At 56.3% G+C, this 26,225-nt stretch carries 20 protein-coding genes and 1 pseudogene; 10 read left to right on the forward strand and 11 right to left on the reverse strand.

The features are described from left to right. Positions 1-6 precede the first annotated feature (6 nt). Genes ABWP81_RS03765 through lptC form a run of 3 tightly spaced genes read left to right on the forward strand, consistent with a single transcriptional unit; the run spans position 7 to position 2,218 of the window. A complete protein-coding gene (locus ABWP81_RS03765; RefSeq protein ID WP_353139596.1) occupies positions 7-1,020 on the forward strand; it encodes a KpsF/GutQ family sugar-phosphate isomerase in 1,014 nt (337 codons plus the stop codon). Beyond that, positions 1,020-1,568 carry a KdsC family phosphatase gene (locus ABWP81_RS03770; protein WP_353132233.1) on the forward strand — a complete coding sequence of 183 codons (549 nt, stop codon included), beginning with the start codon at positions 1,020-1,022 and terminating at the stop codon, positions 1,566-1,568. The genes ABWP81_RS03765 and ABWP81_RS03770 overlap by 1 nt, the downstream gene beginning before the upstream one ends. Beyond that, positions 1,565-2,218 (forward strand): LPS export ABC transporter periplasmic protein LptC, encoded by a 654-nt coding sequence (lptC, locus tag ABWP81_RS03775; RefSeq protein WP_353139599.1) that lies wholly within the window; start codon positions 1,565-1,567, stop codon positions 2,216-2,218. Before ABWP81_RS03770 ends, lptC begins: the two co-directional genes overlap by 4 nt. Before the next feature lie 51 nt (positions 2,219-2,269). On the opposite strand, the gene rbp is transcribed toward lptC, so the two are convergent. Further along, positions 2,270-2,785 (reverse strand): RNA-binding regulator, encoded by a 516-nt coding sequence (gene rbp, locus ABWP81_RS03780; protein ID WP_353139602.1) that lies wholly within the window; start codon positions 2,783-2,785, stop codon positions 2,270-2,272. Positions 2,786-2,978: 193 nt separating this feature from the next. Then, the gene (locus ABWP81_RS03785) at positions 2,979-4,181 is read right to left on the reverse strand and encodes an ammonium transporter (RefSeq protein ID WP_353132227.1); all 1,203 of its coding nucleotides are present in this window, start codon (positions 4,179-4,181) and stop codon (positions 2,979-2,981) included. A 130-nt stretch (positions 4,182-4,311) separates the two neighbouring features. Here ABWP81_RS03785 and ABWP81_RS03790 point away from each other — a divergent pair, with 130 nt between their 5' ends. Next, positions 4,312-4,899, forward strand: coding sequence for a TMEM165/GDT1 family protein (locus tag ABWP81_RS03790; RefSeq protein ID WP_353132225.1), 588 nt, complete (start codon positions 4,312-4,314; stop codon positions 4,897-4,899). Here ABWP81_RS03790 and gap (ABWP81_RS03795) read toward each other — a convergent pair. The 3 genes from gap (ABWP81_RS03795) to tkt all read right to left on the reverse strand — a co-directional run bounded on the left by gap (ABWP81_RS03795) (position 4,858) and on the right by tkt (position 9,126). Continuing rightward, on the reverse strand, positions 4,858-5,856 hold the full coding sequence (gap, locus tag ABWP81_RS03795; protein ID WP_353139605.1) for a type I glyceraldehyde-3-phosphate dehydrogenase: 999 nt from the start codon (positions 5,854-5,856) through the stop codon (positions 4,858-4,860). The two genes, ABWP81_RS03790 and gap (ABWP81_RS03795), sit on opposite strands and share 42 nt — an antisense overlap. A gap of 131 nt (positions 5,857-5,987) precedes the next feature. Beyond that, entirely contained in the window at positions 5,988-6,995 is a 1,008-nt protein-coding gene (gap, locus tag ABWP81_RS03800; protein WP_353132221.1) for a type I glyceraldehyde-3-phosphate dehydrogenase, read from the reverse strand. A gap of 37 nt (positions 6,996-7,032) precedes the next feature. Further along, positions 7,033-9,126: a transketolase gene (gene tkt / locus ABWP81_RS03805; RefSeq protein ID WP_353139608.1), complete on the reverse strand. Its 2,094-nt coding sequence runs from the start codon at positions 9,124-9,126 to the stop codon at positions 7,033-7,035. Between the two features lie 160 nt (positions 9,127-9,286). Here tkt and ABWP81_RS03810 point away from each other — a divergent pair, with 160 nt between their 5' ends. The 4 genes and pseudogenes from ABWP81_RS03810 to ABWP81_RS03825 form a co-directional block, all read left to right on the forward strand. Continuing rightward, positions 9,287-10,120, forward strand: a complete 834-nt coding sequence (locus tag ABWP81_RS03810; RefSeq protein WP_353139611.1) for a sugar phosphate nucleotidyltransferase — start codon at positions 9,287-9,289, stop codon at positions 10,118-10,120. A 16-nt stretch (positions 10,121-10,136) separates the two neighbouring features. Further along, positions 10,137-11,537, forward strand: a complete 1,401-nt coding sequence (locus tag ABWP81_RS03815; protein WP_353139614.1) for an aminopeptidase P N-terminal domain-containing protein — start codon at positions 10,137-10,139, stop codon at positions 11,535-11,537. A 150-nt stretch (positions 11,538-11,687) separates the two neighbouring features. After that, the gene (locus tag ABWP81_RS03820; protein WP_353139617.1) at positions 11,688-13,997 is read left to right on the forward strand and encodes an NADP-dependent malic enzyme; all 2,310 of its coding nucleotides are present in this window, start codon (positions 11,688-11,690) and stop codon (positions 13,995-13,997) included. A 177-nt stretch (positions 13,998-14,174) separates the two neighbouring features. Next, positions 14,175-14,564: pseudogene (locus ABWP81_RS03825) on the forward strand (barstar family protein); the annotation flags it as partial. Between the two features lie 249 nt (positions 14,565-14,813). On the opposite strand, the gene rsmA reads toward ABWP81_RS03825, so the two are convergent. From rsmA to ABWP81_RS03840, 3 genes are read right to left on the reverse strand one after another with little or no spacing between them, the layout of a single operon-like run. Further along, on the reverse strand, positions 14,814-15,572 hold the full coding sequence (gene rsmA / locus ABWP81_RS03830; protein WP_353139620.1) for a 16S rRNA (adenine(1518)-N(6)/adenine(1519)-N(6))-dimethyltransferase RsmA: 759 nt from the start codon (positions 15,570-15,572) through the stop codon (positions 14,814-14,816). 12 nt (positions 15,573-15,584) lie between these two features. Then, on the reverse strand, positions 15,585-16,898 hold the full coding sequence (locus ABWP81_RS03835; RefSeq protein WP_353139623.1) for a peptidylprolyl isomerase: 1,314 nt from the start codon (positions 16,896-16,898) through the stop codon (positions 15,585-15,587). Positions 16,899-16,906: 8 nt separating this feature from the next. After that, positions 16,907-19,375, reverse strand: coding sequence for an LPS-assembly protein LptD (locus ABWP81_RS03840; RefSeq protein ID WP_353139626.1), 2,469 nt, complete (start codon positions 19,373-19,375; stop codon positions 16,907-16,909). 92 nt (positions 19,376-19,467) lie between these two features. Between ABWP81_RS03840 and ABWP81_RS03845 the strand changes: the two genes are divergently transcribed. Together ABWP81_RS03845 and ABWP81_RS03850 are read left to right on the forward strand one after the other, a co-directional pair. Next, on the forward strand, positions 19,468-20,607 hold the full coding sequence (locus ABWP81_RS03845; protein ID WP_353139629.1) for an aminoglycoside phosphotransferase family protein: 1,140 nt from the start codon (positions 19,468-19,470) through the stop codon (positions 20,605-20,607). A gap of 2 nt (positions 20,608-20,609) precedes the next feature. Beyond that, positions 20,610-21,341, forward strand: coding sequence for a 16S rRNA (uracil(1498)-N(3))-methyltransferase (locus ABWP81_RS03850; protein WP_353139632.1), 732 nt, complete (start codon positions 20,610-20,612; stop codon positions 21,339-21,341). Positions 21,342-21,367: 26 nt separating this feature from the next. Here ABWP81_RS03850 and metW read toward each other — a convergent pair whose 3' ends face one another. From metW to ABWP81_RS03865, 3 genes are read right to left on the reverse strand one after another with little or no spacing between them, the layout of a single operon-like run. Further along, on the reverse strand, positions 21,368-21,949 hold the full coding sequence (gene metW, locus ABWP81_RS03855; RefSeq protein ID WP_353132202.1) for a methionine biosynthesis protein MetW: 582 nt from the start codon (positions 21,947-21,949) through the stop codon (positions 21,368-21,370). Then, positions 21,946-23,217 carry a homoserine O-succinyltransferase MetX gene (gene metX, locus ABWP81_RS03860; RefSeq protein ID WP_353139635.1) on the reverse strand — a complete coding sequence of 424 codons (1,272 nt, stop codon included), beginning with the start codon at positions 23,215-23,217 and terminating at the stop codon, positions 21,946-21,948. The genes metW and metX overlap by 4 nt, the downstream gene beginning before the upstream one ends. Before the next feature lie 14 nt (positions 23,218-23,231). Then, the gene (locus tag ABWP81_RS03865) at positions 23,232-26,198 is read right to left on the reverse strand and encodes a DNA topoisomerase III (RefSeq protein ID WP_353139638.1); all 2,967 of its coding nucleotides are present in this window, start codon (positions 26,196-26,198) and stop codon (positions 23,232-23,234) included. Positions 26,199-26,225: the final 27 nt, after the last annotated feature.

Genomic DNA, 26,225 nt, shown 5'->3' on the forward strand with positions numbered 1-26,225 from the left:
GAACAAATGACTCAAAACCAAGCTCATACCGCCAGCGCTGCTGCGCAGGTGGACGACCAGCGCATTTTGCAACTGGCCCACGAGACTTTAGAAATCGAAGCGGACGCTGTGCGTCACTTGCGCAACGGTTTGTCACCAAGTTTTGTGCAAGCGGTGCATGCAATTCTCAAAGTCACAGGTCGCGTGGTGGTAATGGGCATGGGAAAAAGTGGCCATGTAGGCCGCAAGATTACGGCCACTCTTGCCTCAACGGGCACACCCGCTATCTTTGTGCATCCCGCCGAAGCCAGTCATGGCGACCTAGGTATGGTCAAAGACACCGACCTGGTAATAGCAATTTCCAACAGCGGTGAAAGTGACGAACTCGCTGCTATCTTGCCTGTTCTCAAGCGCCAAGGCGTGCCTTTGGTGGCGCTTACCGGCGGCGCGCAATCCACGCTGGCCAGTCATGCGGACATCGTGCTCAACACGGGCGTGCTGAAAGAAGCATGCCCACTCAACCTTGCCCCAACGGCCAGCACCACCGCACAAATGGCGATGGGAGACGCCTTGGCCGTTGCCTTGCTTGATGCACGTGGTTTCAAGGCCGAAGACTTTGCACGTTCACATCCAGGAGGCTCATTGGGCCGTCGACTGCTGACGCATGTCAGCGATGTCATGCGCAGTGGCAACGAGGTGCCCAGCGTGTTGCTAACAGCCAGCTTTAGCGACTTGATGCGTGAGATGAGCGCCAAAGGCTTGGGCGCATCCGCCGTTGTGGATATGAACCAAAAAGTGCTGGGCATCTTCACCGATGGTGACCTGCGCCGCTTGATCGAAACCGGCACGGACATGCGACAACTCACGGCGCAGCAGGTCATGCATGCCAGTCCTCGCACCGTGCGTGCCAGCGCCTTGGCAGCCGAAGCGGCAGAACTGATGGAGCTGTACCGCATCACCAGCGTGCTTGTGGTGGATGAGCAAGGCACATTGAACGGTGCCATCAATACCAACGACTTGATGCGTGCGAAAGTTATTTGATGCAGAACCAGACCTTGAACTTTGATCCCGCGTTGCTGCACAAAGCACAAGGCGTACGCGTGGTTTTTTTCGATGTGGACGGTGTGCTCACCGATGGTGGCTTGTTATTCACAGAAGATGGCGAAACCATCAAACGCTTTAGCACCCTTGATGGACATGGCTTGAAGATGTTGCAAAAAGCAGGCATCACCCCCGCAGTCATCACCGGTCGCGACAGTGAGCCTTTGCGTGTGCGCCTCAAAGCGTTGGGTATTAACCATGCACGATACGGTACCGAAGATAAAGCACCGGCGGCACAAGAAATACTCAACGAACTAGGCCTTGATTGGTCACAGGCCGCCCATATGGGCGACGACTGGCCCGACATAGCCGTGATGACGAGGGCCGCGTTTGCCTGTGCGCCCAGCAATGCACATATCGAAGTGAAAGCTATTGCACATTACGTGACCCAGCGCGAAGGCGGCAATGGCGCAGCCCGTGAGTTCTGCGATTTATTGCTAATGGCTTGCGGTCGCTATGCCGAACTCTTACAAAGCTATCGTGTATGAGTGCAGCCGAGGGCTTGAATTTGTGGACAAAACTTCGGCGATGGTTAGATCGTTTTGCGGCTTATTTGCCCATCTTATTGATGGGGCTGATGGCCATGACCACGTATTGGTTGCTTCGCAATGCCCCGGTGATACCAGAGGCGACATCTGAGCTCGCCCCGCGACATGTGCCTGATTACTTCATGCACGATTTTTCGGTCAAAGTCTTTGGTGCTGATGGCAGGCTCAAAAGTGAGGTGGTGGGAAAGGAAGGCCGGCATTTTCCTGATACGGACACCCTAGAGATTGACGAGCCGCGCATCCGCATCCTCAACACGGACGGACGTCTTACAACGGCGGTTGCAAAGCGCGGTTTGATCAATGCCGACGGGTCAGAGGCGCAGCTGTTTGAAAAAGCGGTGGTTGTACGCGAAGCCACCACCAATAAACAAGGCACATCGGTTCCGCGCACAGAACTTCAAAGCGATTTTTTGCATTTGTTTTCTAACACCGAAGAAGTGCGCTCGCACTTACCCGTGGTTCTCGTGCAAGGTGCAGGCAATCGTTTTACGGGCGATGGGCTGTCCTATGACAACTTGGCACAAGTCATTCAGCTGACGGGACGTGTGCGCGGCACACTGCCACCACGGCAAGACAAAGAAAAGAAATGAAATGAAAAAGGCTCCCGCGGGAGCCTTTTGATTTGCAGTGAAGCGCGTCGATCAGTAGCTATTGCCGCCACCAAAACCGCCACGACCACCACCGTCGCCTCGGCCGCCGCCACCGCCGCCGCCTTCACGACGCCCGCCGCCGCCATCACGGCCACCACCACCACCACCGCCGTAAGGACTGCGAAAGCCGCCGCCACCGCCGCCGCCACCTTCACGTCCGCCACCATAGCCGCCACCGCCGCCTTCACGGCCACCGCCGCCACCGTAGCCGCCACCACCACCGCCACCGCCAAAACCGCCAGAGCGAGGAGGGCGTGCTTCCATGGGCCGTGCTTCGTTCACAACCAAATTACGACCACCCAAAGGCGCGCCATTCATGCCTTCAACGGCCGCCAGAGCTTCGGCATCGCTGCCCATCTCGACAAAACCAAAACCTTTGGAGCGACCTGTTTCGCGCTCCATCATGACTTTCGCGCTGGTCACCGTGCCGAACTGTCCAAATGACTGCTCGAGATCGCTATCGCGCACTTGATATGGCAAATTGCCGACGTACAGTTTGTTGCCCATGAATGGGACTCCTTAAAACACATAAACAAAGCGATGGAGTCCCGAACCGAAACTGACCGATCACCAAACACGACCCTTTAAATGACGTGCATTTAGAAAGTCTAAAATATTATGGAGCACAAGTTAAGTAAATATCCAAGCGTTTACCTGTATTTAGGGCAACTCATGCCCGAAAAACCACACTTGATGTGGCTTACCAGCTAGCTTCGCGATCGGGGGATGACGTGATTCTGTGAATGGTTAGATCGGCCCCTTCAAACTCTTCTTCTTGGCTCATGCGCAAACCCATGGTCATTTTGAGCACGCCATAAACCACAAAACCACCCAATAATGCCCACGCCACACCTAGCAAGGTGCCGGCCAATTGGGCCATTAAGTTGATGCCGCCAAGGCCACCGAGAGCCTGGGAGCCAAAAATACCAGCGGCAATGCCGCCCCAAGTACCGCACAAACCATGCAGCGGCCACACGCCAAGCACGTCGTCAATGCGCCACTTGTTTTGTGTGAGCGTGAACATCACCACAAAAATACCACCTGCCACGGCGCCGACCACCAGCGCACCCATGGGGTGCATCAAGTCAGAGCCCGCGCACACCGCCACCAAACCAGCCAAGGGGCCGTTGTGCACAAAGCCTGGATCATTGCGGCCGGCAATCAGGGCCACCAAAGTACCCCCCACCATGGCCATCAAAGAGTTCACGGCAACGAGGCCAGAAATTTTGTCTAGGGTTTGTGCGCTCATGACGTTAAAGCCAAACCAGCCCACGATCAAAATCCATGCGCCCAAGGCAAGGAAGGGAATGCTGGATGGTGGATGTGCAGAAATCGCACCGTCTTTGCGGTAACGGTTGCTACGAGCGCCCAGCAGCAGCACGGCAGGCAAAGCAATCCAGCCGCCCAGGGCATGCACCACTACCGAGCCCGCAAAATCGTGAAACTCATCACCTGTTACTTCTTTGAGCCAGGCTTGAAAACCGAAATGTTGGTTCCATGCGATCCCCTCAAAGAAAGGGTAGACAAAACCAACAATCACAGCAGTCGCAATCAGCTGGGGCCAAAATTTTGCGCGTTCTGCAATGCCGCCCGAAATGATGGCGGGAATAGCGGCAGCAAATGTAAGTAAGAAAAAGAACTTGACCAGTTCATAGCCATTTTTCGCAGCCAACGACTCCGCACCGATCATGAAGCTTGCACCGTATGCCACGCCGTAACCCACCACAAAGTAGGCGAGCGCCGACACACAAAAGTCCACCAAAATTTTGACCAGAGCATTGACTTGGTTTTTGCGGCGAACGGTGCCCAGTTCTAAAAATGCGAAACCCGCATGCATGGCAAGCACCATGATGGCGCCTAGCAGAATGAACAAAGCATCTGCGCCCTGTTTGTGTGCATCCATAAATCTAATCCTTGGAAAATGAACTTATTTGGTGCGGCCGTGCACCATTTATTTGTATGACACCAGAATTAAGCAAAAAATGCACCAAATCAAATTGAAGGTCGAAAGGCAAAGCCATTAGGATAAACCCATGGAAGCATTTCTGATCTCAACGGGCATCGTCGCCCTCGCCGAAATGGGCGACAAGACGCAACTTTTATCGCTCGTACTCGCCGCTCGTTTTCGCAAACCTTGGCCTATCGTGTGGGGCATTTTGGTGGCGACTTTGGCCAACCATGCCTTGGCCGGTGGCTTTGGGACATGGGTGACCAGTTTCATGGGCCCAACCGTTTTGCGTTGGGTGCTAGGTGTGTCGTTCTTGGCCATGGCCGTATGGATGCTGGTGCCCGACAAGTTGGACGAGAACGATGCCAATGTGGCACCTAAATTCGGCGTGTTTGGCACAACTGTTGTGGCATTTTTCTTGGCAGAAATGGGCGACAAAACGCAAATTGCTACTGTGATGCTGGCGGCAGAATACCAATCGTGGCTATGGGTGGTGATGGGTACCACCTTGGGCATGATGTTGGCCAACGCGCCAGTGGTGTGGTTTGGCGAACGTATCACGCAACTGGTGCCTCTCCCTTGGGTGCACCGCATCAGCGCGGCGGTATTCGTGGTCTTGGGTCTGTTGGTGTTATTTGGCGAGGACGCGCACCATCTCCAAACACTTGTTTGAGTAGCCCCACTCGTTGTCATACCAGCTGACGATTTTGACGAAGGTGCTGTCCAGCGCCAAACCAGCACCCGCGTCAAACACCGAGGTGCAAGGCTCGCCACGGAAGTCGGTGGACACCACTTTGTCTTCGGTGTAGCCCAGCACGCCCTTCATCGCGCCTTCGCTTTGTGCTTTCATTTCGGCACAAATCTCGGCGTAACTGGCTTCGTTGATCAACTCCACAGTCAGGTCAATCACGGACACGTCAGAGGTGGGCACGCGAAACGCCATGCCTGTGAGTTTGCCTTTGATGCTTGGAATCACCTCGCCCACAGCTTTGGCGGCGCCCGTGCTGGACGGAATGATGTTTTCCAAAATGCCGCGTCCTCCGCGCCAGTCTTTGTTGCTTGGGCTGTCCACGGTTTTCTGTGTGGCGGTGGTGGCATGCACGGTGGTCATCAGTCCGCGCTTGATGCCCCACTTGTCGTTCAACACTTTGGCAATGGGGGCCAAGCAGTTGGTGGTGCATGAGGCGTTCGAGATGATGGCCTGGCCCGCGTAGCTGGCGTGGTTCACGCCGTACACAAACATGGGTGTGTCGTCTTTGGATGGCGCGGATAGCAACACTTTCTTGGCGCCTGCAGCCAAGTGCTTTTCAGCGGTGGCTTGGTCTAGGAACAAACCCGTGGCTTCAACCACCACGTCTGCACCGATCTCGTGCCACTTTAAAGCCGCTGGGTCGCGCTCTTGGGTGAGTCGAATTTGTTTGCCGTTCACCACTAGTTGGCCGCTGACCACGGACACCTCGCCTTGGAATCGGCCGTGAACGCTGTCGAACTTGAGCATGTAAGCCAAGTAATCGGGCTCTAGCAAGTCGTTAATGGCCACGACTTCGATGTCATGGAAATTTTGAATGGCGGCGCGAAACACCATGCGTCCGATGCGGCCAAAGCCGTTGATGCCAATTTTGATGGTCATGTCAGTCTCCTAAAGTGGCTTAATTCTATGAAACTTTATTACATGATTTAAAGAGAATTGATGTATTTTTTTTACAATGAACAAGCGTAAAAAAAGCGCCCTAAGGCGCTTTTGGCACAACGCATAGAAAATTATTTCTTCTTAGCCACCACGCGAACCATCTCAAGGCACTGCTTGGCATAGCCCCATTCGTTGTCATACCACGCCACAATTTTGACAAACGTCTTGTCCAAGGCGATGCCAGCTGTAGCGTCGAACACAGATGCGCATGATTCGCCTCGGAAATCGGTGGACACCACTTTTTCGTCGGTGTAGCCCAGCACGCCCTTCATCGCGCCTTCGCTTTGTGCTTTCATTTCGGCACAAATCTCGGCGTAACTGGCTTCGTTGATCAACTCCACAGTCAGGTCAATCACGGACACGTCGGACGTGGGCACACGAAACGCCATACCCGTGATCTTGCCCTTGATTTCTGGAATCACCACGCCCACGGCCTTAGCAGCACCCGTGCTGGACGGGATGATGTTTTCTAAAATACCTCGGCCGCCGCGCCAGTCTTTGCGGGACGAGCTATCCACTGTGGCTTGACTGGCCGTGGCTGCATGCACGGTGGTCATCAAACCGCGCTTGATGCCCCACTTGTCGTTCAACACTTTGACCACGGGGGCCAAACAGTTGGTGGTGCAGGACGCGTTAGACACGATGGTTTCACCTGCGTATTTTTTGTGGTTCACACCGTACACAAACATGGGGATGGTGTCTTTGGAGGGCGCAGAAATGACCACCTTTTTAGCGCCTGCCGCGATGTGCATTTGGCTGGTGGGCTCGGTCAGATAGTGACCCGTGCATTCGAGCACGATGTCTACGCCCATGGCGCCCCATTGGAGGTTGTGTGCGTCGCGCTCATGGGAGAGTTTGATTTTCTTTCCATTGACGATAAGCGCATCTTCGGTGTGCTCCACCGTGCCATCAAATCGTCCGTGCACGCTGTCGTACTTGAGCATGTAAGCCAAGTAGTCAGAAGATTTGGGGTCATTGATGCCGACGATTTGGATATCGGTGTAGCCGTGCTTCAGCGCAGCGCGCAAAGCCAAGCGACCGATACGGCCGAAACCGTTGATACCTAATTTGATGGTCATGGAAGTGTCTCAGGAGGAAGTTAAAAACTTGTTTGGCTTAAGCCTGCTTTTGCAAGGCGGCTTGAACCGTGTCGGCCACGTTTTCTGGTGTGAAGCCAAAGTGTTTGAATAAAACAGGTGCTGGTGCAGATTCGCCGTAGGTGTCAATGCCCACCACGGCAGACACGCCGTATTTCCACCAGCCATCGGTCGAGCCCATTTCCACCGCAATGCGGGGCACGCCAGCGGGCAACACAGCCGCTTTATAGGCCACGCTTTGACGGTCAAAGGTGGTGGTGCTAGGCACAGACACCACACGAACCGCAATCTGGCGCTCGGCCAACAAGGCCTGAGCCTTCATCGCCAAATGCACTTCAGAGCCGGTGGCCATGATGATGGCTTGCGCCTTCTTCTTCATGCCCACTTCGCTTGGCTCGGCCAACACGTAAGCACCTTTGTTGATGGCGTCCAAGCCCGAGATGTCGCCAGCGGCCAAGGTAGCCTTGCTGTGCACGGCTTCGCCTTTTGGCAAGTAAGGCAGGTTTTGGCGGCTCAGCAACAGCGCTGTTGGGCGGTTGGCGTTTTGCAAAGCCACAGCCCAAGCCACAGCGGTTTCAGCGGTGTCAGCGGGGCGCCACACATCGAGGTTTGGAATTAAGCGCAACGAAGCCGCATGCTCAATAGACTGGTGTGTTGGGCCATCTTCGCCCAAGCCAATCGAGTCGTGGGTGAACACATGAATGATGCGTTGCTTCATCAACGCGGCCATGCGGATGGCGTTGCGCGAGTAGTCGCTGAACGTCAGAAATGTGCCGCCGTAAGGAATGAAACCACCGTGCAAAGCTACGCCGTTCATGATGGCGGCCATGCCAAACTCGCGCACGCCGTAGTTGATGTGACGGCCACCGACACCGGCTTCGTTTTTCACCACATGGCCTGCTGCGTCAAAGCGCAGGTTGGGGGTAGATTTGGTGTTGGTCAGGTTAGAGCCTGTTAAGTCGGCGCTTCCACCCAAGAGCTCGGGCAAGGCGGCGGTGAAGGCCTCCAAAGCCAATTGGCTGGCTTTGCGGCTGGCTACAGTTTCGGCTTGGGTGTGGGCGCCAATGACGGTGTCGACCACGGTCTGGGCAAAGTTCTTGGGCAACTCGCCAGCCATGCGGCGCAGCAACTCTTTGGCCAAGGCGGGATGAGCTGCTTTGTAAGCGGCAAACGCCGTCTTCCATTCAGCTTCTTGGAGTTTGCCTTTGGCTGCGGCGCTCCAATCGGCGTACACCTGTTTGGGCATCTCAAACGGCGCGTGTGTCCAATGGATGGCTGCGCGGGTCAAGGCAATTTCTTCAGCGCCCAAAGGTTCGCCGTGGGCCTTGGCGGTGTCGGCGCGGTTGGGGCTGCCTTTGCCGATGCTGGTTTTGCAAACGATCAGCGTTGGTTTGTCAGTGCTCCGCTTGGCTGATGCAATGGCGTTGCTCACAACAGCGACGTCATGTCCGTCGATCGGGCCCATCACGTTCCAGCCGTAGGCTTTGAAGCGCTCGGGCGTGTTGTCGGCAAACCAAGGGGCCACTTGGCCGTCGATGGAAATCCCGTTGTCGTCGTACAAAGCAATGAGTTTGTTCAGCTTCCAAGCGCCTGCCAAAGAGCACGCTTCGTGGCTGATACCTTCCATCAAACAGCCGTCGCCCATGAAGGCGTAGGTGTGGTGGTCAACGATGTTGTGGATCACATCACCATCGATGCGGTTGAATTCAGATGCCAACAGCTTTTCCGCCAATGCCATGCCCACTGCGTTCGTGATGCCTTGCCCCAAGGGGCCGGTCGTTGTTTCGACGCCTGGTGTCACGCCCACTTCTGGGTGGCCGGCAGTTTTGCTGTGCAGCACGCGGAAGTTTTTTAACTCGTCCATGGGCAAGTCGTAGCCGGTGAGGTGCAACAAAGCGTAAATCAACATCGAGCCGTGTCCGTTGGACAGCACAAAACGGTCCCGATTCAACCAATGGGGGTTCTTGGGGTTATGACGCAAGTGGTCGCCCCACAATGCCACGGCCATGTCGGCCATGCCCATGGGCGCGCCGGGGTGGCCGGAGTTGGCTTGTTGAACAGCGTCCATTGCCAAGGCGCGAATTGCGCTGGCCATTTGTTGGGTGTTTGCCATGTCAGGCGGCTCCGGTGGGTGATGAGGGAAAACCACGATTTTAGCGAGCCTGACGCATCGCGCCCAAGGAGGTTCAGGACTTTGCAAAAAGTCAGCGTGTAGAAGCGTAATCGCCATGACCCACACCAGCGCCGCGAGCGCCTAGCTACACTGACACGTGATGACAAAACGCCTTATTTCAGACCCCGCCGCGCAACCATTGGCCTTGGCCACCGCCTTGCTTTTGGCCGCAGGACGCGGCGAGCGCATGCGCCCATTGACCGACACCACGCCGAAACCGCTGCTAGCTGTGCGCGGCCAACCCCTCATGGAGTGGGTTATGCAAGGTTTGCAGCGCAGCGGTGTTTCTGATTTGGTTATCAACACCGCGTGGTTGGGCCAGCAAATCTCTCAACACTTTGGCGACGTGTTTGAAGCAGAGGGCCGAGCGCCTATGCGCTTGCATTACTCGCAAGAGGGCTTGGACTTTGGGGGCGCATTGGAAACAGCAGGCGGCATTGTGCGCGCGCTGCCCCAATTGGCCGATGTGTTTTGGGTCGCGGCAGGCGATGTGTTTGCGCCAGATTTTGTGTTCTCGCCAGAGGCCTATGAGCATTTTGAAGCGAGCCCCCAACTCGCCCACATTTGGTTGGTACCTAACCCTGAGCACAATTTGGGTGGCGACTTTGGTTTGTCTCAGGATGGGCTGGCGCTTAACTTACCCCAGCAGGCGGTTACCCAGGCGCATGATGATTTGCTTTCAAAAGCTGCCACCGCAGGCGCTGCCAGCCAGCAACTGCTTTACACCTTCAGCACCATTGCACTTTACAAACGCGCATTTTTCGAAGCTGCCTGGTGCGATATTCCATCCGGCAACCCCGCAGGCGTCAAAGCCCCACTCGCCGCCATGCTGCGAGCCGCCATGGACAATGGTGCTGTAAGTGCGTCGCTCTACACAGGCGCGTGGACCGATGTCGGGACGCCTGAGCGTTTGGCGCAACTCAACGCCGCCTAAATAAAAAAGGTTTGACATGACAGAAGCAATTCCACAAGCCCATATTTACGCCGCGCGCCGCGCCTATTTGGCTTCCCAGTTAGGTAACGGTGGCGTGGCCATCATCCCCACTGCACCCGAGCACGCGCGTAACCGCGACAGCGGCTTTGCTTACCGTCACGACAGCTACTTTTATTACCTGACTGGCTTCACTGAACCTAACGCTTGGTTGGTGCTAGATGCCACAGGGCGCAGCACCGTGTTTTGCCAGCCCAAAGACTTGGAGCGCGAAATTTGGGATGGCTTTCGTTTGGGGCCCGATGCCGCCGTGTCAGCACTGGGTGTGACCTCCGCCCTGTCAGTGTCCGAGTTGGACAAACACTTGCCCAAGTTGCTGGAGAATCAACACACGGTTTGGTATCCCTTCGCCACACACAAAGGGCTGGAGACGCGTGTGGCCGACTGGCTCAATGCTGTGCGCGCCCGCGTGCGCTTGGGTGCGCAGTGCCCGTCCCAGCAGCGAGACGCCTGTGGCCCCTTGGACGAAATGCGCCTCATCAAAGACGCGCATGAGCAAGATGTGATGCGACGCGCTGCGCAAATCAGCGCCCAAGCGCACATCCGCGCCATGCAAACCAGCGCGCGCATGTTGCGTGCGGGCCAAGACGTGCGCGAGTACCACTTAGAAGCCGAGTTGCTGCACGAGTTCCGTAGGCACGGCTCGCAGTTTCCGGCCTACACCTCCATTGTGGCGGCGGGCGCGAATGCCTGTGTTCTGCACTACCGCGCCGATGCTGCACCGGTTCGCGACGGCCAGTTGGTGTTGATTGATGCGGGTTGCGAATTGGACGGTTATGCAAGTGACATCACCCGCACCTTCCCCGCCAATGGCAAGTTCACTGGCCCGCAGCGCGACCTTTACAACTTGGTGTTAGCCAGTCAAAACGCAGCCGTTGAAGCCACCAAACCAGGTGCGCGTTTTGTAAATCCGCATGACGCCTCCGTCAAGGTGTTGGCGCAAGGTTTGTTAGATCTAGGTTTATTGAGCAAAGCCAAACACGGCAGCGCACAAGACGTGACTGAAAAGCGCGCCTACTTTCCGTTTTACATGCACCGCACCAGCCACTGGATAGGCATGGATGTGCATGATTGCGGCAGCTATGTAGAGCCCACCGAGTTAGGACAAACCAGCGAACGCAAAGACCCGTTGTCGGGCGAGGCCATCGTTAACCGCCCCAGCCGCATCTTGCTTGAGGGCATGGCGCTGACGATTGAGCCAGGCCTGTATGTGCGCCCCGCAGACGATGTGCCAGAAGCGTTTTGGAACATCGGCATTCGCATCGAGGACGATGCCATCGTCACGGCTGAGGGTTGCGAGCTTATTAGCAGAGGTGTGCCAGTTTCAGTAGATGAGATTGAAGCCTTGATGCGCTTGTAAAGTAGTGAGCGCACCTTAGCAAAAGCTACCACCACGTGCCTACGCACATCCACGCACAACCCAGGCTATTCGCAAGCCTAAAATGAATCTACAAACTAAGGCGGCGTGCTTTTGTCAGCACCCCGCCTTTTGCACAACCAGGAGATTTGAATGAGTTCCAACGCCTCACACAACAGCCCAGAAGCGCGCGCCGAATTGCGCCGTGCAGCCTTGGAGTACCACGAGTTTCCAACCCCTGGAAAAGTGTCGATTCAAGCGACCAAGCAGCTGGTGAACCAACACGATTTGGCGCTGGCTTATTCGCCCGGCGTGGCTGCGCCATGTGAAGAAATTGTCAAAGACCCCAACAACGCGTTCAAGTACACCAGCCGTGGCAACTTGGTGGCGGTCATCACCAACGGCACAGCGGTGCTGGGCTTGGGCGACATTGGCCCCTTGGCGTCTAAGCCTGTGATGGAGGGCAAGGGCGTTTTGTTCAAGAAGTTTGCCGGCATTGATGTGTTCGACTTGGAAATTGACGAGAAGAACCTAGACAAGTTGGTGGACATCATTGCGTCGCTCGAGCCTACTTTTGGCGGCATCAACCTTGAAGATATCAAGGCTCCTGATTGCTTTTACGTCGAGCGCAAACTGCGCGAGCGCATGAAGATCCCCGTCTTCCACGACGACCAACATGGCACGGCCATTACCGTGGGCGCGGCTATTTTGAACGGCCTCAAGGTTGCTGGCAAAGACATCAAAACCGTCAAGCTCGTGACCTCGGGTGCGGGCGCAGCGGCGTTGGCTTGTTTGGGCTTGTTGCTCAAAATGGGCATGCCTCGCAAAAACATTTTCGTGACCGACTTAGCCGGCGTGGTGTTTGAGGGCCGCACCGAGTTAATGGACGAAGACAAAATTCAATTTGCACAAGCCACCGCTGCACGCACCTTGCACGATGTCATCGAAGGCGCTGATGTGTTTTTGGGTCTGTCCGCGGGCGGTGTTTTAAAGCCAGAGATGGTCAAGAAGATGGCGGCCAATCCCATCATCATGGCCTTGGCCAACCCCAATCCAGAAATCACACCCGAAGAAGTCAAGGCCGTGCGCGATGACGCCATCATCGCCACAGGTCGCAGCGACTATCACAACCAAGTGAACAACGTGCTGTGCTTCCCCTACATCTTCCGCGGCGCGTTGGATGCAGGCGCCTCCACCATCACAGACGAGATGGAAATTGCAGCGGTTTACGCCATTGCCGAATTGGCACAAGCTGAGCAGAGCGAAGTGGTCGCAGCCGCCTACGCGGGAGAGACCTTGGCCTTTGGCCCTGAATACCTAATTCCCAAGCCCTTCGACCCGCGCTTGATGATGAAGATCGCCCCAGCCGTGGCAAAAGCCGCCGCAGACAGTGGCGTGGCCACGCGCCCCATCCAAGACATGGATGCCTACATTGAAAAGTTGCAAGGCTTTGTGTATGCCTCGGGCTCCATCATGAAACCCATCTACGCCGCTGCTAAGCGTGCCAGCAAAAAGCGCGTGTGCTTTGCCGAGGGCGAAGAAGAGCGCGTTCTGCGTGCGGTACAAATTGTGGTTGACGAAGGCTTGGCCCAGCCTACATTGATTGGCCGCCCCGCTGTGATTGCCCAGCGCATTGAGAAATTTGGCTTGCGTTTGAAAGAGGGCGTGGACTATCAAGTGGTCAACGTGGAACAAGACCACCGTTACCGTGATTTTTGGCAAACCTATTACAAGATGACGTCGCGCAAAGGCGTGACCGAGCAGCTGGCCAAGATCGACATGCGTCGTCGTTTGTCTCTCATTGGCACCATGATGTTGCACAAAGGCGAGGTAGACGGCTTGATCTGCGGCACTTGGAGCACGCCGCTCACCCACTTGAAGTATGTGGACGAAGTGATCGGCAACCGCAAGGGCGTGAGTACGTATGCCGCCATGAATGGCCTTATCCTGCCCGACCGCCAAGTGTTCTTGGTCGACACGCATATCAACTACGACCCCACGGCCGAGCAGTTGGCCGAAATCACGGTGATGGCAGCTGAAGAAATGCGTCGCTTTGGTATTCAACCCAAGGCCGCCTTGCTCTCGCACTCCAACTTTGGCAGCAGCGACATGCCCTCGGCCATCAAGATGCGCGAAACTTTGGCCTTGGTGAAGCAAAAAGCACCTTGGCTTGAAATTGACGGCGAAATGCACGGCGACGTGGCCCTCGATGGCCATGCCCGCGAAGCGCAAATGGCAGACACCACCCTGATTGGCGATGCCAATTTGCTGGTTTTGCCTAATTTGGACTCGGCCAACATTGCCTACAACCTGCTTAAAACGGCGGCTGGCGGCAACATTGCGATTGGTCCCGTGTTGCTGGGTGCCGCCAAACCGGTGCATATTTTGACGGCGAGCACCACGGTGCGTCGTATTGTCAACATGACAGCATTGACCGTGGCAGACGCCAGCGCGGTGCGATAAAGAGGGTTTTTTTAGCCAAATATTAGCTAATTTAGGTTAATAACCTTTCAAGGGGCAGCCAAAAACGGGATGCCCCTTGCTTTTTTGTTTCAGTTCGAAGACACTACCGATTCCAAATTTTCGGGTTAACCCGAAGATTCAATGATCTATTTGAAGCTTTAAGAACGGCTTATTTCCATGCCTTTGCGTACCATCAAAACCAATATCGTTCAGTCAATACGGGCCTTTCGCGTGCCTGATTTGCAAGAGGCCGCCCAAGGCCTTGGCCATCACTTTTTGTATGTCAATTTGGCCCAAGCCCAAAGCAAGCAGGACATTTTGGACATCATTTCCAAAGAGTTCAACTTGGCGGGTACAGCCAGCAAGAACTTTGATTCTTTATATGACGGCATGACCGACCCTCTGCACAAGTCGGGTCCTCAGCCTGGCTTTATCTTGGTGTTGGAGCACATTCCTGCCCACGCCAAGTTTGACAAAGAAGCCCGCGAGCAACTGTTGGACATCTTCCGCGAAGCAGCCGACTATTGGTCTGACCGCAAAGTGGCGTTCCGCTGTTTCTACTCGTTCTCGGTAGCCCGTGCGCCATCGGTCGAAAAAGCAGGCTTGGGTGCGGACGGCATTGCGTTGTTGGAAGATGGCGAAAAAATGCCAACCGACAAGCTGGTGGATGTGTCACCGATGGCGTTGCGCATGAGCAGCCCCTTCAACGCAGGCTATTGGCAAACAGCCGCTTAATTGGCGCGCTGCTTCGGCGCAGCTCCAAAAGCAAAACCCGTCGCAGTCAATTGCAGACGGGTTTTTTGTTTTCCAATGACTTTACAGGCTTTGTACCAGTGCCACGTATTCAGCCACCGGCACTTCTTCGGCGCGGCGCTGCACATTAAAAGTTCCTGCAAAGTTGCGGCCTTCCAGCCAGCGACCCAAAGTATGGCGGAGTAATTTGCGGCGCTGGCTGAAAGCCACCTTCACCATGTCTTCCATCAGCTTGACGTTGATTTGTGGAGGTTCAGCCAGTGGCACCATGCGCACCACAGCACTGTCCACGCGCGGCGGAGGATCAAATGATTTGGGTGGCACAAACAACACGTCTTGCATGTCGTACCGCCACTGCAGCATCACGCTCAAGCGGCTGTAGTCACTGGTGCTGGGCTTGGCCACCATTCGGTCAACCACCTCTTTTTGCAACATGAAGTGCTGGTCTTGTACGACAGCCACATGCGTAAGCAAATGAAACAGGATGGGCGATGAAATGTTGTATGGCAGGTTGCCCACCACGCGCAGCTTTGCAACATTCAAGTCGGCCGCCAATTGGGTGAAGTCCACCCGCAGCACGTCGGACTCAATCACGTTCAAGTGTGGGTGTTCGCGCAGGCGCAGCGCCAAGTCGCGGTCGAGTTCGATGACGTTGAGCTTGCCTAGCCTTTCGACCAACGGTTGTGTGAGCGCGGCCAAACCTGGGCCGATTTCAACCATGGGGTCGTTGGGTTGCGGGTTGATGGCATCCACAATGTCCTCAATGATCGCGCCATCTGTTAAAAAATGTTGGCCGAAGCGCTTTCTTGCAATGTGTTTCAAGATGGGCTTTGCTTATTGCGGTGCATCGCGGTATTCCACATAGGCGCGGCCGCGCACTTCTTGGGCCCAAAGTTGGTAGGTTTCGTCAAACTTTTTGTCCCGTAGGCCGTTACGAGCCAGATCACGCAATTCGCGCTCGCTGATGGGCGCATCGCGGCGCTCCAGCACCTGAATCAGATGCACACCAAAGCGCGATACAACCGGGTCTGCAATTTGGCTAATTTGCAGCTTGTTCATGACTTCTTCAAACTCGGGCACAAACATGCCAAGGGAAACCCAGCCTAAATCGCCACCATCGGGGCCGCTGGCATCTTGTGAGTGCGCGCGCGCGAGTTTGGCAAAGTCGGCTTTACCCGCCTCGATTTGGCGCTTGTATTCAGCCAGTTGCGCGCGCGCAGCCGTTTGGCTCAGTTGGCCACCGGGGCGCAGCAAAATGTGACGCGGGCGGGTTTGCGTAACGGTCAAAATGCTGCTGGCGCGTTTGGTGATGAGCTTAAGCACATGAAACCCAGCGCCAGAACGGACCAAGGTAATCTCACCTTCGCTTAGGCTTTTGGTCGCGTCGACAAACAAGCTGGGGTATCGGTTGGCAGGGCGTAAGCCCATCAAGCCGCCCGTGTCGCGCTCGGCGGCGTTGGAGAACTCTTTGGCCACGCGGCTTAAGTCGTCACCACGTTTGAGGTGGTTCAATGCGGTTTGTGCTTTGCTTTGTAGCGCCGCAATTTCTGCTGGACTGGCTTTTTCAGGTACGGCGACCAAGATGTGGCCCAGCTCCATGTCGGGGTTGGTGTCGATGCTGGCGTTTTGGCGCTGACGCACGGCTTGGTCAATTTCGATATCGCTGATTTTGATGCGACCTGGCACGTTGCGGTCGGTTAGGCGTTGCAAGATCAACTGTTCGCGTAGGTTTTGCCGCAAGCGCTCGGCGCTAGAGCCTTCCGCTTTCACTTTCTTGTGCAGCCCATCCACGCTGAGTTGGCTTTGAGCTGCCAAGCGCTGTTCTGCTTGGTCAACGGCATCGTCTTCTACCGTGATGCCGGTTTCTTTGGCATGTTGCAGCAGCGCTTTTTCAACCACCAAGCGGTCCAGCGTTGCTTTTAGCAAAGCCTCGCCCTCTGGCGCAAGGCGGCCTTGTTGTTTGAGTTGTTCGCGCAGCAGAGGCACACGTAACACCACCTCGTGGTTGGTGATGGGTACAGAGTCGACAACCGCCACGATGAAATCGCGGTTGCTGGATTTGGGGGGTGCGTTTGTTTGCGCGGTGGAAGACAGGGCAAAGGCCAAGAGTGCCGAAGCAAGATAAAAATGAAGTTTTGAGTAAAACATGGTGACCATCAATCGTAATTGCCGAAACGGCTAGCAGGCATGGCGGGTTGGCGCAAAGGTTGGTAGCGAGGAACATTGGTGCGAAGGGATCCAATGGCATTGGTGCCCAAGCGAGACAGACCCACAAATTCAAGCTGAAACAAAATGCGTTGGCGCGCCAAGCCGTCAGCAATGAGCTGGCGCTCAATGACGGTACGGCTGAGCCAGCAGCCTGCATCGTATTCGAAGCCGATGATGGATTCGACAGGCTTATGGGTCTTCATGTCCACGTTCACGCGAGCCACGCTGTACCAGCGGCCTTCGCCTAAGCCTCGTCCTAGCCCGTCATCACTGTCCGCGCCTCTCCATATGTCATGCAAGGGCCACTGCCAGCCAAGATCGAGTTGTTGCGAAACAGAGTTTCCCGACGCATCGTTTTCTGTGCGCCAAGCGGCATTGATGACGCGGTAGGGCCCAGGGTTGTATCGCCCACCGACGACTCGGCGACGAAAGTTGTCGGTGGTGGGGTCGTACTGCACGGTGGAATCTAGGGCCCAGCTACGCGAAAGGTTCAAGGTTGCACCTGCCAAAATGTCGCTCAAGCCCGTTTGTGCCGTAGGGTCGTCAGGCAAGGTGACACGTTGCTCTTTCAAGCGCAGGCGCTGAGCCACGCCAAAGCGAGCGGCTTCAGCGCCAGTGTCTGGATCAATAAAGCGGGAGGTGGCACCAAAGGTGAGCAAGTTGCTGTCAGAAATTCGGTCGTGACCACCAAACGCGTTCTCAGTAAAGATGCTGGCGAAGTTAAATGAGTTGCCGCCGGAATCGTAGTTGGGCAAGTAGTTTTGCTGGCGGTAGGGCGTGTTCACATAAAACACACGCGGCTCAAGGGTTTGCGTCCAAGTTCGATCAAACAAACGGTTGCTGCGTTCAAAAGCCATGCCCGCATCCAAGCTGAAGGTGGGAACCGCTACGCTGGCAGATGTTTGCCCTTGACGGCCGTTGTAGAACTGCGTGTTGGGCAAGCCGCCCTCAAATTGGTAGCTGCGCCCGTGCAGTTGCATTTTGGGCGTCACGTAGCCATAGGGCGTGAGGAACGGGCGGCTCAATTGCGCCCACGTGACTGCGCGGTCGGCGTTGGGGGCGCAGTTGTAAAAAAGCTTGCTGGTGTTGTTGGCAGCGGCATTTGCGCAGTCTATGGCTCGGGCAGAACTAAAGCGCGTGAAGTCCCCGTCGAGGCTGAAATCAAAGCCGCCGGCAAGGTCGTAGCGCTGAAATCGAGCTGTAATTTGTGGAAGACGGTCGAAGGGGGGCGTGATTCGGTTGTTGACGTTGGCCAAGTCTTGCAAAGTTTGCCACTTTTGCACGCGCATGCCAGTGGTGATGAGACCATTGGTCCACGAGACACCCACGTCGCTAGACAACAACCGCTGAATACCCGTGGTGCTGCCCACGGAGAAGTCTTTCCAGTAGTTGTCGTCGCTGACGCGATTCACGTTCATCGTGAAGCCCAAACCGCCTCCCGCGTAGCCAGGGTTAATCAAGCCCGTGTGAGCGTAGTTGATGCCCCAGCGCATCTTGTCCTCTCGCAGTTTGTCGCTTTGCATGTAGTCAAAGCGCATCAAACCTTGAAACGGGGGTTGAGGCGCAAGGCCTTCCAAGTAGCGAAACTCTGTGCTCAGCTTAATGCCGCGTTGGCTCCAATAGGTGGGCGTAAACGTGATGTCGCGGTTGGGCGCCAAGCTCCAGTAATAAGGCTGGGAAATTTCTAAGCCGCCAATGTTGTCAGCGCCAAAACTGGGCGGTAACAAGCCTGATTTGCGTTCATCATTCAGTGGGAACTCAATTTCGGGGTAGGGCAGGATAGGCACACCCTTGAAACGCAACGAGCCGCCCTCCACTACGCCAAGGTGACGGTCGGCATCCGTCGAAATTTTGTCGCCGCTGAAGAACCAATCGGGCACCCAGTTGGGCCCAGGCTTGCGTTGGCAGGTGGTGAAATTTGCGTTGTGCATCACCGTCTTCGAGGGATCGACAAAATCGATGCGTGAGGCGTTGCCGTAGGCGTTGTTCTTTAACAGTCGGTAGCTGGGTTGCGTAAAAAAACCTTCAAACGCGTCCATTTGCAAATCAAGTGCTGGACCTTGGTAGACATTGCCTGCGCGGTTGATGTACACATTGCCGCGCGCCTTGGCAAAGTCATTGGCGGGGTCGTATTCAACCTGGTCTGCTTTGAGAAAAATCTCGCCACGGCGCAGCACCACCTGGCCTTCGAGCGTGGTGAGTTGGTTGACGCTTTCAGTCAGCGAATTGCTTTCTAAGAACGTGGGCAGTTGCTTACGCGCGTCGGGTGAAATGATCTCTTGCAGCAAACTGCTGGAGCGCAAAATCAAAGATGGGCTGCTATCGGCTTGCGCTTGAGCGGCGGCATGGACGCCCAGCATGCCTATCACCAGCCACGACAGGGCGCAAGTTTGGCGGTGAAAATGAGGCAACAGCATGAAAACGAGAAGACCTTCAATTGAGCAGCCCCATCAATCAAGCGCCCGAAAAGTCGGGGCCCTTGGGGCTATTTGTAGAATTTAGATTATCCATGAGCACACCCTTCATTTCGCAGCCTTCGGGCACATCGCCCCAAGCATCAGCCTATGCCCCGCTCGACTGGGCACAGCCCGAGCGCCAAGCGGCCTTTCATCAGTGGCTAGAAGCCCAAGCCAGCGCCCACGGTGTGCAGCCCGCCACAGTTCGGGCTGCCTCGGCGGACGCCAGCTTTAGGCGCTACTTTCGTGTCGACACCTCAGAAGGTTCGTGCATCGTCATGGATGCTCCACCCGACAAAGAAAACTGCGAGCCCTTTGTGCGCATCGCACGCCTGATGCTCGATGCGGGTCTGTATGCGCCGCGCATCTTGGCGTGGGACGAGCCGCAAGGCTTTATGTTGTTGGACGACATCGGTACGCACACCATGATGGATGCCATCAACCGTGATGATGCGCAAGCCAACCACGGGCTTTACATGCGTGCGTTAGATGCCTTGCTGGCGCTGCAACAAAGCAGTCGCCCCGGCATGCTGCCAGCTTATGACGAAGCCTTGCTTCAACGCGAACTGTCGTTGTTCCCCGATTGGTACCTCACCCAACACCGCCAGCTGAACATCGACACCACCCAGCGCGCGATGTTGGACAAGACATTCAAAACCATCGTCCAGCGCAACTTGGTTGCGCCCAGCGTTTACGTGCACCGCGACTTCATGCCGCGCAATTTGATGATGCCGCATGACCAGACTGAAGCACGACTAGGCGTTTTAGACTTCCAAGACGCCGTTTATGGCCCCATGACCTACGACATTGCCAGCCTCATGCGCGACGCATTTTTGACATGGGACGAAGACTTTGTGCTGGACGTCACCGTCCGCTACTGGGAGCGCGCCCGCAAGCTTGGCCTGATGGATTTTGAAGACTGGCACAGCGACTTTGGCGCGTTTTACCGAGCTGTGGAGTGGATGGGCCTGCAGCGCCACCTCAAAGTGGCTGGCATTTTTGCGCGCCTCACGCTGCGCGATGGCAAGCCCAAATACTTGGCTGATGCACCGCGCTTCGTTAACTACATCCGCACCACCGCCAGCCGCTATAGCGAGCTCACGCCTTTGCTGCGTTTGATCGACAAGATTGAAGGCACAGAACCCGCTATCAGCTTGGCCTTTCCAAGGCTCACGCCCGGCGGACGGGGCTAGAAATGGCGCGTTTTTATTGCCCCCTGCCCTTGGTGTCTGGTCAAGTGTTGGATCTGCCGCCCACTGCCGCACGACATGTGCAGGTGCTGCGCATGCAGCCGGGCCATACCCTGACCCTGTTTAACGGACAAGGCGGCCAGTTCAGCGCCGAAGTGCAACACATGGGCCGCAGCGATGTGCGCGTCGTGGTGGGTGAGCACCGTGACGTGGAATGCGAAGCCATGTGCCAAGTGCACTTGGCCGTCGGCATGCCCGCCAACGAGCGGATGGATTGGCTGGTCGAAAAAGCCACCGAACTGGGCGTGCACCGCATCACCCCCCTGATGACCGAGCGCAGCGTGATCCGCCTGACAGGCGAGCGTGCCGAGAAAAAGCAAGCGCATTGGCAGGCCATCGCCGCCAGCGCGAGCGAGCAATGTGGGCGCAACCGCGTGCCTGTCATTGATCTGCCCGAGCGCTTAGAGACCTGGCTGGCGCGTCAAACCCTAGAAACAGGGGTGGTGCACGGTGTGTTGTCATTGCATGCCAGCACACAGCCTTTACAGGCCTTGCGTGATGGTGCGGCAGCTGCGCCTAAGACATGGGTGTTGCTCAACGGCCCAGAAGGTGGGCTGACCGATGCCGAGGACGCGGCAGCCCGTGCCAAAGGCTTTGTGGCGTTGAGCTTGGGTGCGCGCGTGTTGCGCGCTGAAACGGCGGCGCTAGCAGCGCTGAGCTTGCTTTCCTTGGGATAAGCGCCAAGCTGGGCTAGGCTTTTGCGTCAGGTCCGTTCGAACTTAAACACCGCTGTGCCCGCCATCAGGTTGGGCCACACATCGACACGTCGGCCATCTTGCAAGCCAAACGAATCGGTCACATGCAGACCGTTCTTTTGTGCGAGCACCTCAAAGTCTTTGAACGTGCCCACGCGAATATTGGGCGTGTCATACCACTGGTAAGGCAGACGCTTGGTCACGGGCATGCGCCCTTGCAAAACGCTCAGGCGATTGGGCCAGTGGCCAAAGTTGGGGAAGGCAACGATGCCCGTTTTGCCTACGCGAGCGGTTTCGCGCAGCATGGTTTCGGCGTTGCGCAAATGTTGCAAGGTGTCAATTTGCAGCACCACATCAAAGGATTGATCGGCAAACACGCTCAGCCCCAAATCGAGGTTGAGCTGCAGCACGTTTACGCCGCGTTGCACGCACGCGTGCACATTGGTGTCGTCGAGTTCTACCCCGTAGCCGGTGCAAGCTTTGTGTTGTTGCAAATGGGCCAGCAGTGCACCGTCGCCGCAACCAAGGTCAAGCACCTGGCTGCCTTGAGGCACAAGGGCGGCAACGGCCAGCAAGTTGTCGTGGGTCATGCGGCACCACCGGCGTTTGCGACCCAGGTGGTTTGCGTGCCGTTTTTGGAACGGTCCGAGGCAAGCTCGCTGTGAATGCGCGCAAAGTAAGAGCGCACCACGTTCATGTAGCGTGCATCGTCTAGCAAGAAGGCATCGTGGCCGTGTGGCGCGTCTATTTCGGCGTAGCTCACATCTCGCTGGTTGTCTAACAAGGCTTGCACCATCTCGTGGCTGCGCGCGGGAGAAAAACGCCAATCGGTGGTGAAGCTGATCAGCAAAAACTTGGCCGCTGTGCGCGCAAACGCCGCCGATAAGTCTCCGCCGTAGGTGCGTGCTGGGTCGAAGTAGTCGAGCGCACGGGTGATGAGCAAATAGGTGTTGGCGTCAAAGTACTCGCTGAACTTGTCGCCTTGGTAGCGCAGATAGCTCTCGATTTGAAACTCCACGTCTTGGGTTGTGTACAGATAGTCGCGCGTGTCACCATCTGAATCAGAGACGCCTAGCGCTTGACCTGCGCCTTGGGCCACAGATGAGGGGCGCAACTTGCGACCAAATTTTTCGTTCATCACATCGTCGCTCAGATATGTAATGTGGCCCACCATGCGGGCGATGCGTAAACCGCGTTGCGGCACCACGCCGTGCTCGTAAAAGTGGCCGCCATGAAAGTCGGGGTCGGTCACGATGGCGCGACGCGCCACTTCGTTGAAGGCGATGTTCTCAGCCGTGAGGTTGGGCGCACTGGCCACCACTACGGCATGACGCACGCGGTTGGGGTATTGCAGCGTCCAGCTGAGGGCTTGCATGCCGCCCAAGCTGCCGCCCAAAACTGCGGCGAGTTGGGAGATGCCCAAACGGTCAAGCAACAAGGCTTGCGCATTTACCCAATCTTCTACCGTCACGACAGGGAAGTCTGCGCCGTAAACCTTGCCTGTGTCAGGGTGGATGTGCATGGGCCCGGTAGAGCCAAAGCAAGAGCCGAGGTTGTTCACGCCGATCACAAAGAAGTGGTGGGTGTCCACGGGTTTGCCGGGGCCAATCATGTTGTCCCACCAGCCCACGCTTTTGTTTTGGCATTCGTACACGCCTGCCACATGGTGCGAGGCGTTGAGCGCGTGGCACACCAGCACCGCGTTGGAGCGGTCGGCGTTGAGCGTGCCGTAGGTTTCATAGGCCAAGGTGTAGTCGCGCAGGCTGGCGCCGCTTTGCAGAGGCAGCACTTGCTCGAAGTGCATGGCCTGCGGCGTGGCGATCATCGGCGCGTGGTGAGGGGTTGCATTCAAAGGCATGCGGTTACTCTTGTTTATTCACCAATAGGGCGCAGATGTTTGCCGGCGATGCCCGCCAGTTCAAACATGGTCACTTGGTCTTTGCCGAAGACAGGCTTGAGCTTGGCGTCGGCATTGATGGCGCGTTTGTTGGTGGCGTCTTGCAAGCCATTGGCCTTGATGTAGTCCCACAGCTTTTTGATCACTTCGGTGCGAGCTACGGCTTCAGCGCCAATCACGTTGGCCAAATCAGCACTGGGCAAATAGCCCGCAGTAACTTTACGTGGCACTTTGGGCTTGGCCACTTTCTCGGTTTTGACTTTCGTGGCCTTTGTTGCTTTGGTGGTTTTGGCGGGCACTTTTTTGCCAGCGGCTTTGATGAGTGCGTTGGTTGTGGGCGTTTTGCCGCCTTTTGGCGGGTACTTGCTCACGCGGGGCTCGAACGCAAAGTTCACCTTGCCCGCTTCGGCATCCCACTGCAAAAAGGCCTTGAACGAGCGGCGTGTGCGCATGGACACAAACTTGTCCAGTAAGTCTGTTTTGCCCTCCGACAAGAGCTTGGTCATTTGCTCGCGTTCGACCGGTTGCTGCAAGATGACCTTGCCGCTCTTGAAGTCGCAGCTTGGCGTGGCTTGCGCGTGCGTGGGCACGGTTTTGCTGCACAGGTAGTTGCTGCCGTGCTCGTGCACAGGGCTGCCGCACTTGGGGCAGTTGCCCAATGGGGGCGCGTCGCTGAACTCCACGATTTCGCCGGAGTCTGCGCCGTCATCGCCAAAGTCGAATTCGAGCTTCCAGTTTTGGTCTTCCTCGCTGTACTTGAGCGCAATTTCGGCGGTGAACGGCCAGCCTGCTTTGGAGCGAAAGCCGTCGAGTGGGCCGATCTTTTTGTGAGTCAGAAACTGCTCGACTTCGGCCGCTTCAAAGGTCCGGCCGCCTGGTATTTTGCTAATCGAGAATCCGCAACCTGCACCGCTTTCGCCAGAGTCAGATGCTGCGCCGTCTTTGCCCACGCAGGCGTAGCGGCGGTAGTTTTCTTTCACCACGCCGCCGCACTTAGGGCAGGGAGTTGTCAGGGTGGCGTAGTCGCCGGGGATGGTGTCGCGGTCAAACTCTTTGGCCTTTTTGACGATGTGCTCGGTCATCTCGGCAATTTCACGCATGAACGCTTCGCGGCTCAACTCGCCGTGTTCCATCAAGGCTAGTTTGTGCTCCCAGCCGCCGGTGAGCTCAGGCTTGGACAACTCTTCCACACCCAATCCGCGCAGCAAGGTGAACAACTGAAATGCTTTGGCGGTGGGCACCAATTCCCGCAGGTCACGAATCATGTATTTTTCGTTGAGCAAACCTTCAATGGTGGCCGCGCGCGTGGCAGGCGTGCCCAAGCCCTTTTCTTGCATGGCTTCGCGGAACTCGTCGTCTTCCACCAGTTTGCCTGCACCTTCCATTGCGCCCAGCAATGTGGCTTCGCTGTACCGTGCCGGTGGACGAGTTTTCAGGCCTTTGGCGTCGGCGAATTCGTTCTTGGCGGCTTCGCCCGCTTTCAAGGCGACGAGGGTCTTGCCGTCTTCTTCGTTGTCAGAGGCTTCTTGCGCGGCGTCTTTGCCGTACACGGCCATCCATCCAGCGTTGACCAACACTTTGCCTTCGGTGCGGAAGTGGTGGTCTTTGCCGGCGGCTTTGACGGTGCTGATGCGTGTGGTCACCATGTATTCGGCGCTAGGGAAGAACACCGCCATGAAGCGGCGCACCACCAAGTCGTATAGCTTTTGCTCTGCTTCAGACAAACCGCTGGGCGCTTGCAAGGTGGGGATGATCGCAAAGTGATCGCTGACCTTTTTGTTGTCAAACACGCGTGGCAGTTTGCGCACGTAGTTGTTGTTCAGCGCCACGGTGGCGTGCTGTTCGAGGTGTTTCATGCCGCTGTCGGCGAGCATGGTGAAGGTGTCTTTCACCACAGCCACGTAGTCTTCAGGCAAGTGGCGTGAATCGGTACGAGGGTAGGTCAGCGCCTTGTGGCGCTCGTACAAGCTTTGCGCCAAAGCCAAGGTGGTTTTGGCCGAGAAGCCAAAGCGGCCGTTGGCTTCGCGTTGCAGCGAGGTGAGGTCAAACAAACCAGGGCTGGCCTTGGTGGTGGGCTTGCTCTCTTCGGTCACGTTCGCTTGTTGATTGCGCACGGCGTCGGCTATGGCCAAGGCCTCGGCTTCGCTCCACACGCGATCGTGTTTTTTCTCTGCGTCTTCTGCCACTTTTTTGTGTTCGGGGTTGAACCACTTGGCGGGGTAAGCGCCGGCTTCAATCTGAAAGCTGCCATGAATCTCCCAATAGTCACGGCTGATGAATTTGCGGATTTGCTCTTCGCGCTCCACTACCACCGACAACGTGGGCGTTTGCACGCGGCCCACGGTGGTCAAGAAGAAGCCACCTTCGCGTGAGTTGAACGCGGTCAAGGCGCGCGTGCCGTTGATGCCCACCAACCAGTCGGCCTCAGAGCGGCTGCGGGCAGCATCTGCCAAGCCTTGCATTTGTTTCTCTGAACGCAACGAATCAAAACCATCGCGAATCGCTTGCGGTGTCATGGACTGCAACCACAGGCGCTTCACAGGTTTGTCGAGTGGTTTCTTGCCGCCCGCGTATTGCTCGATCAAGCGGAAGATCAGCTCACCCTCACGGCCCGCGTCACAGGCGTTGATGAGGGCTGTCACGTCTTTGCGTTTAGCCAGCTTCACCACGGCGTTCAAGCGTGTCTTGGTTTTCTCCACAGGCTTTAAGTCGAAGTAAGGCGGAATCACGGGCAAGTTGGCAAAGCTCCATTTGCCGCGCTTGACGTCAAACTCTTCGGGCGCTTGGATTTCTACCAAATGACCTACGGCACTGGAGACCACATAGGTGTCGCTTTCAAAGTGATCGTCGTGTTTTTCGAACTTCCCCGCCACAGGCGTGAGTGCGCGCACGATGTCTTGCGCGACCGAAGGTTTTTCGGCAATCACGAGGGTTTTGCTCATTTCAAAGTTCCTTAAAAACTGACCACT

Origin of the sequence: Limnohabitans sp. (assembly GCF_040401135.1) — a bacterium.
Lineage (GTDB): Bacteria > Pseudomonadota > Gammaproteobacteria > Burkholderiales > Burkholderiaceae_C > Limnohabitans.

Coding starts and splice junctions, on each gene's coding strand:
- gap (WP_353139605.1), bottom strand. CDS start 5,856: ATGACCATCAAAATTGGCATCAACGGCTTTGGCCGCATCGGACGCATG.
- rbp (WP_353139602.1), bottom strand. CDS start 2,785: ATGGGCAACAAACTGTACGTCGGCAATTTGCCATATCAAGTGCGCGAT.
- metX (WP_353139635.1), bottom strand. CDS start 23,217: ATGCCTTTGAATGCAACCCCTCACCACGCGCCGATGATCGCCACGCCG.
- ABWP81_RS03765 (WP_353139596.1), top strand. CDS start 7: ATGACTCAAAACCAAGCTCATACCGCCAGCGCTGCTGCGCAGGTGGAC.
- gap (WP_353132221.1), bottom strand. CDS start 6,995: ATGACCATCAAATTAGGTATCAACGGTTTCGGCCGTATCGGTCGCTTG.
- ABWP81_RS03785 (WP_353132227.1), bottom strand. CDS start 4,181: ATGGATGCACACAAACAGGGCGCAGATGCTTTGTTCATTCTGCTAGGC.
- ABWP81_RS03845 (WP_353139629.1), top strand. CDS start 19,468: ATGAGCACACCCTTCATTTCGCAGCCTTCGGGCACATCGCCCCAAGCA.
- ABWP81_RS03835 (WP_353139623.1), bottom strand. CDS start 16,898: ATGTTTTACTCAAAACTTCATTTTTATCTTGCTTCGGCACTCTTGGCC.
- ABWP81_RS03840 (WP_353139626.1), bottom strand. CDS start 19,375: ATGCTGTTGCCTCATTTTCACCGCCAAACTTGCGCCCTGTCGTGGCTG.
- ABWP81_RS03815 (WP_353139614.1), top strand. CDS start 10,137: ATGACAGAAGCAATTCCACAAGCCCATATTTACGCCGCGCGCCGCGCC.
- lptC (WP_353139599.1), top strand. CDS start 1,565: ATGAGTGCAGCCGAGGGCTTGAATTTGTGGACAAAACTTCGGCGATGG.
- metW (WP_353132202.1), bottom strand. CDS start 21,949: ATGACCCACGACAACTTGCTGGCCGTTGCCGCCCTTGTGCCTCAAGGC.
- tkt (WP_353139608.1), bottom strand. CDS start 9,126: ATGGCAAACACCCAACAAATGGCCAGCGCAATTCGCGCCTTGGCAATG.
- ABWP81_RS03820 (WP_353139617.1), top strand. CDS start 11,688: ATGAGTTCCAACGCCTCACACAACAGCCCAGAAGCGCGCGCCGAATTG.
- ABWP81_RS03850 (WP_353139632.1), top strand. CDS start 20,610: ATGGCGCGTTTTTATTGCCCCCTGCCCTTGGTGTCTGGTCAAGTGTTG.
- ABWP81_RS03790 (WP_353132225.1), top strand. CDS start 4,312: ATGGAAGCATTTCTGATCTCAACGGGCATCGTCGCCCTCGCCGAAATG.
- ABWP81_RS03810 (WP_353139611.1), top strand. CDS start 9,287: ATGACAAAACGCCTTATTTCAGACCCCGCCGCGCAACCATTGGCCTTG.
- ABWP81_RS03770 (WP_353132233.1), top strand. CDS start 1,020: ATGCAGAACCAGACCTTGAACTTTGATCCCGCGTTGCTGCACAAAGCA.
- ABWP81_RS03865 (WP_353139638.1), bottom strand. CDS start 26,198: ATGAGCAAAACCCTCGTGATTGCCGAAAAACCTTCGGTCGCGCAAGAC.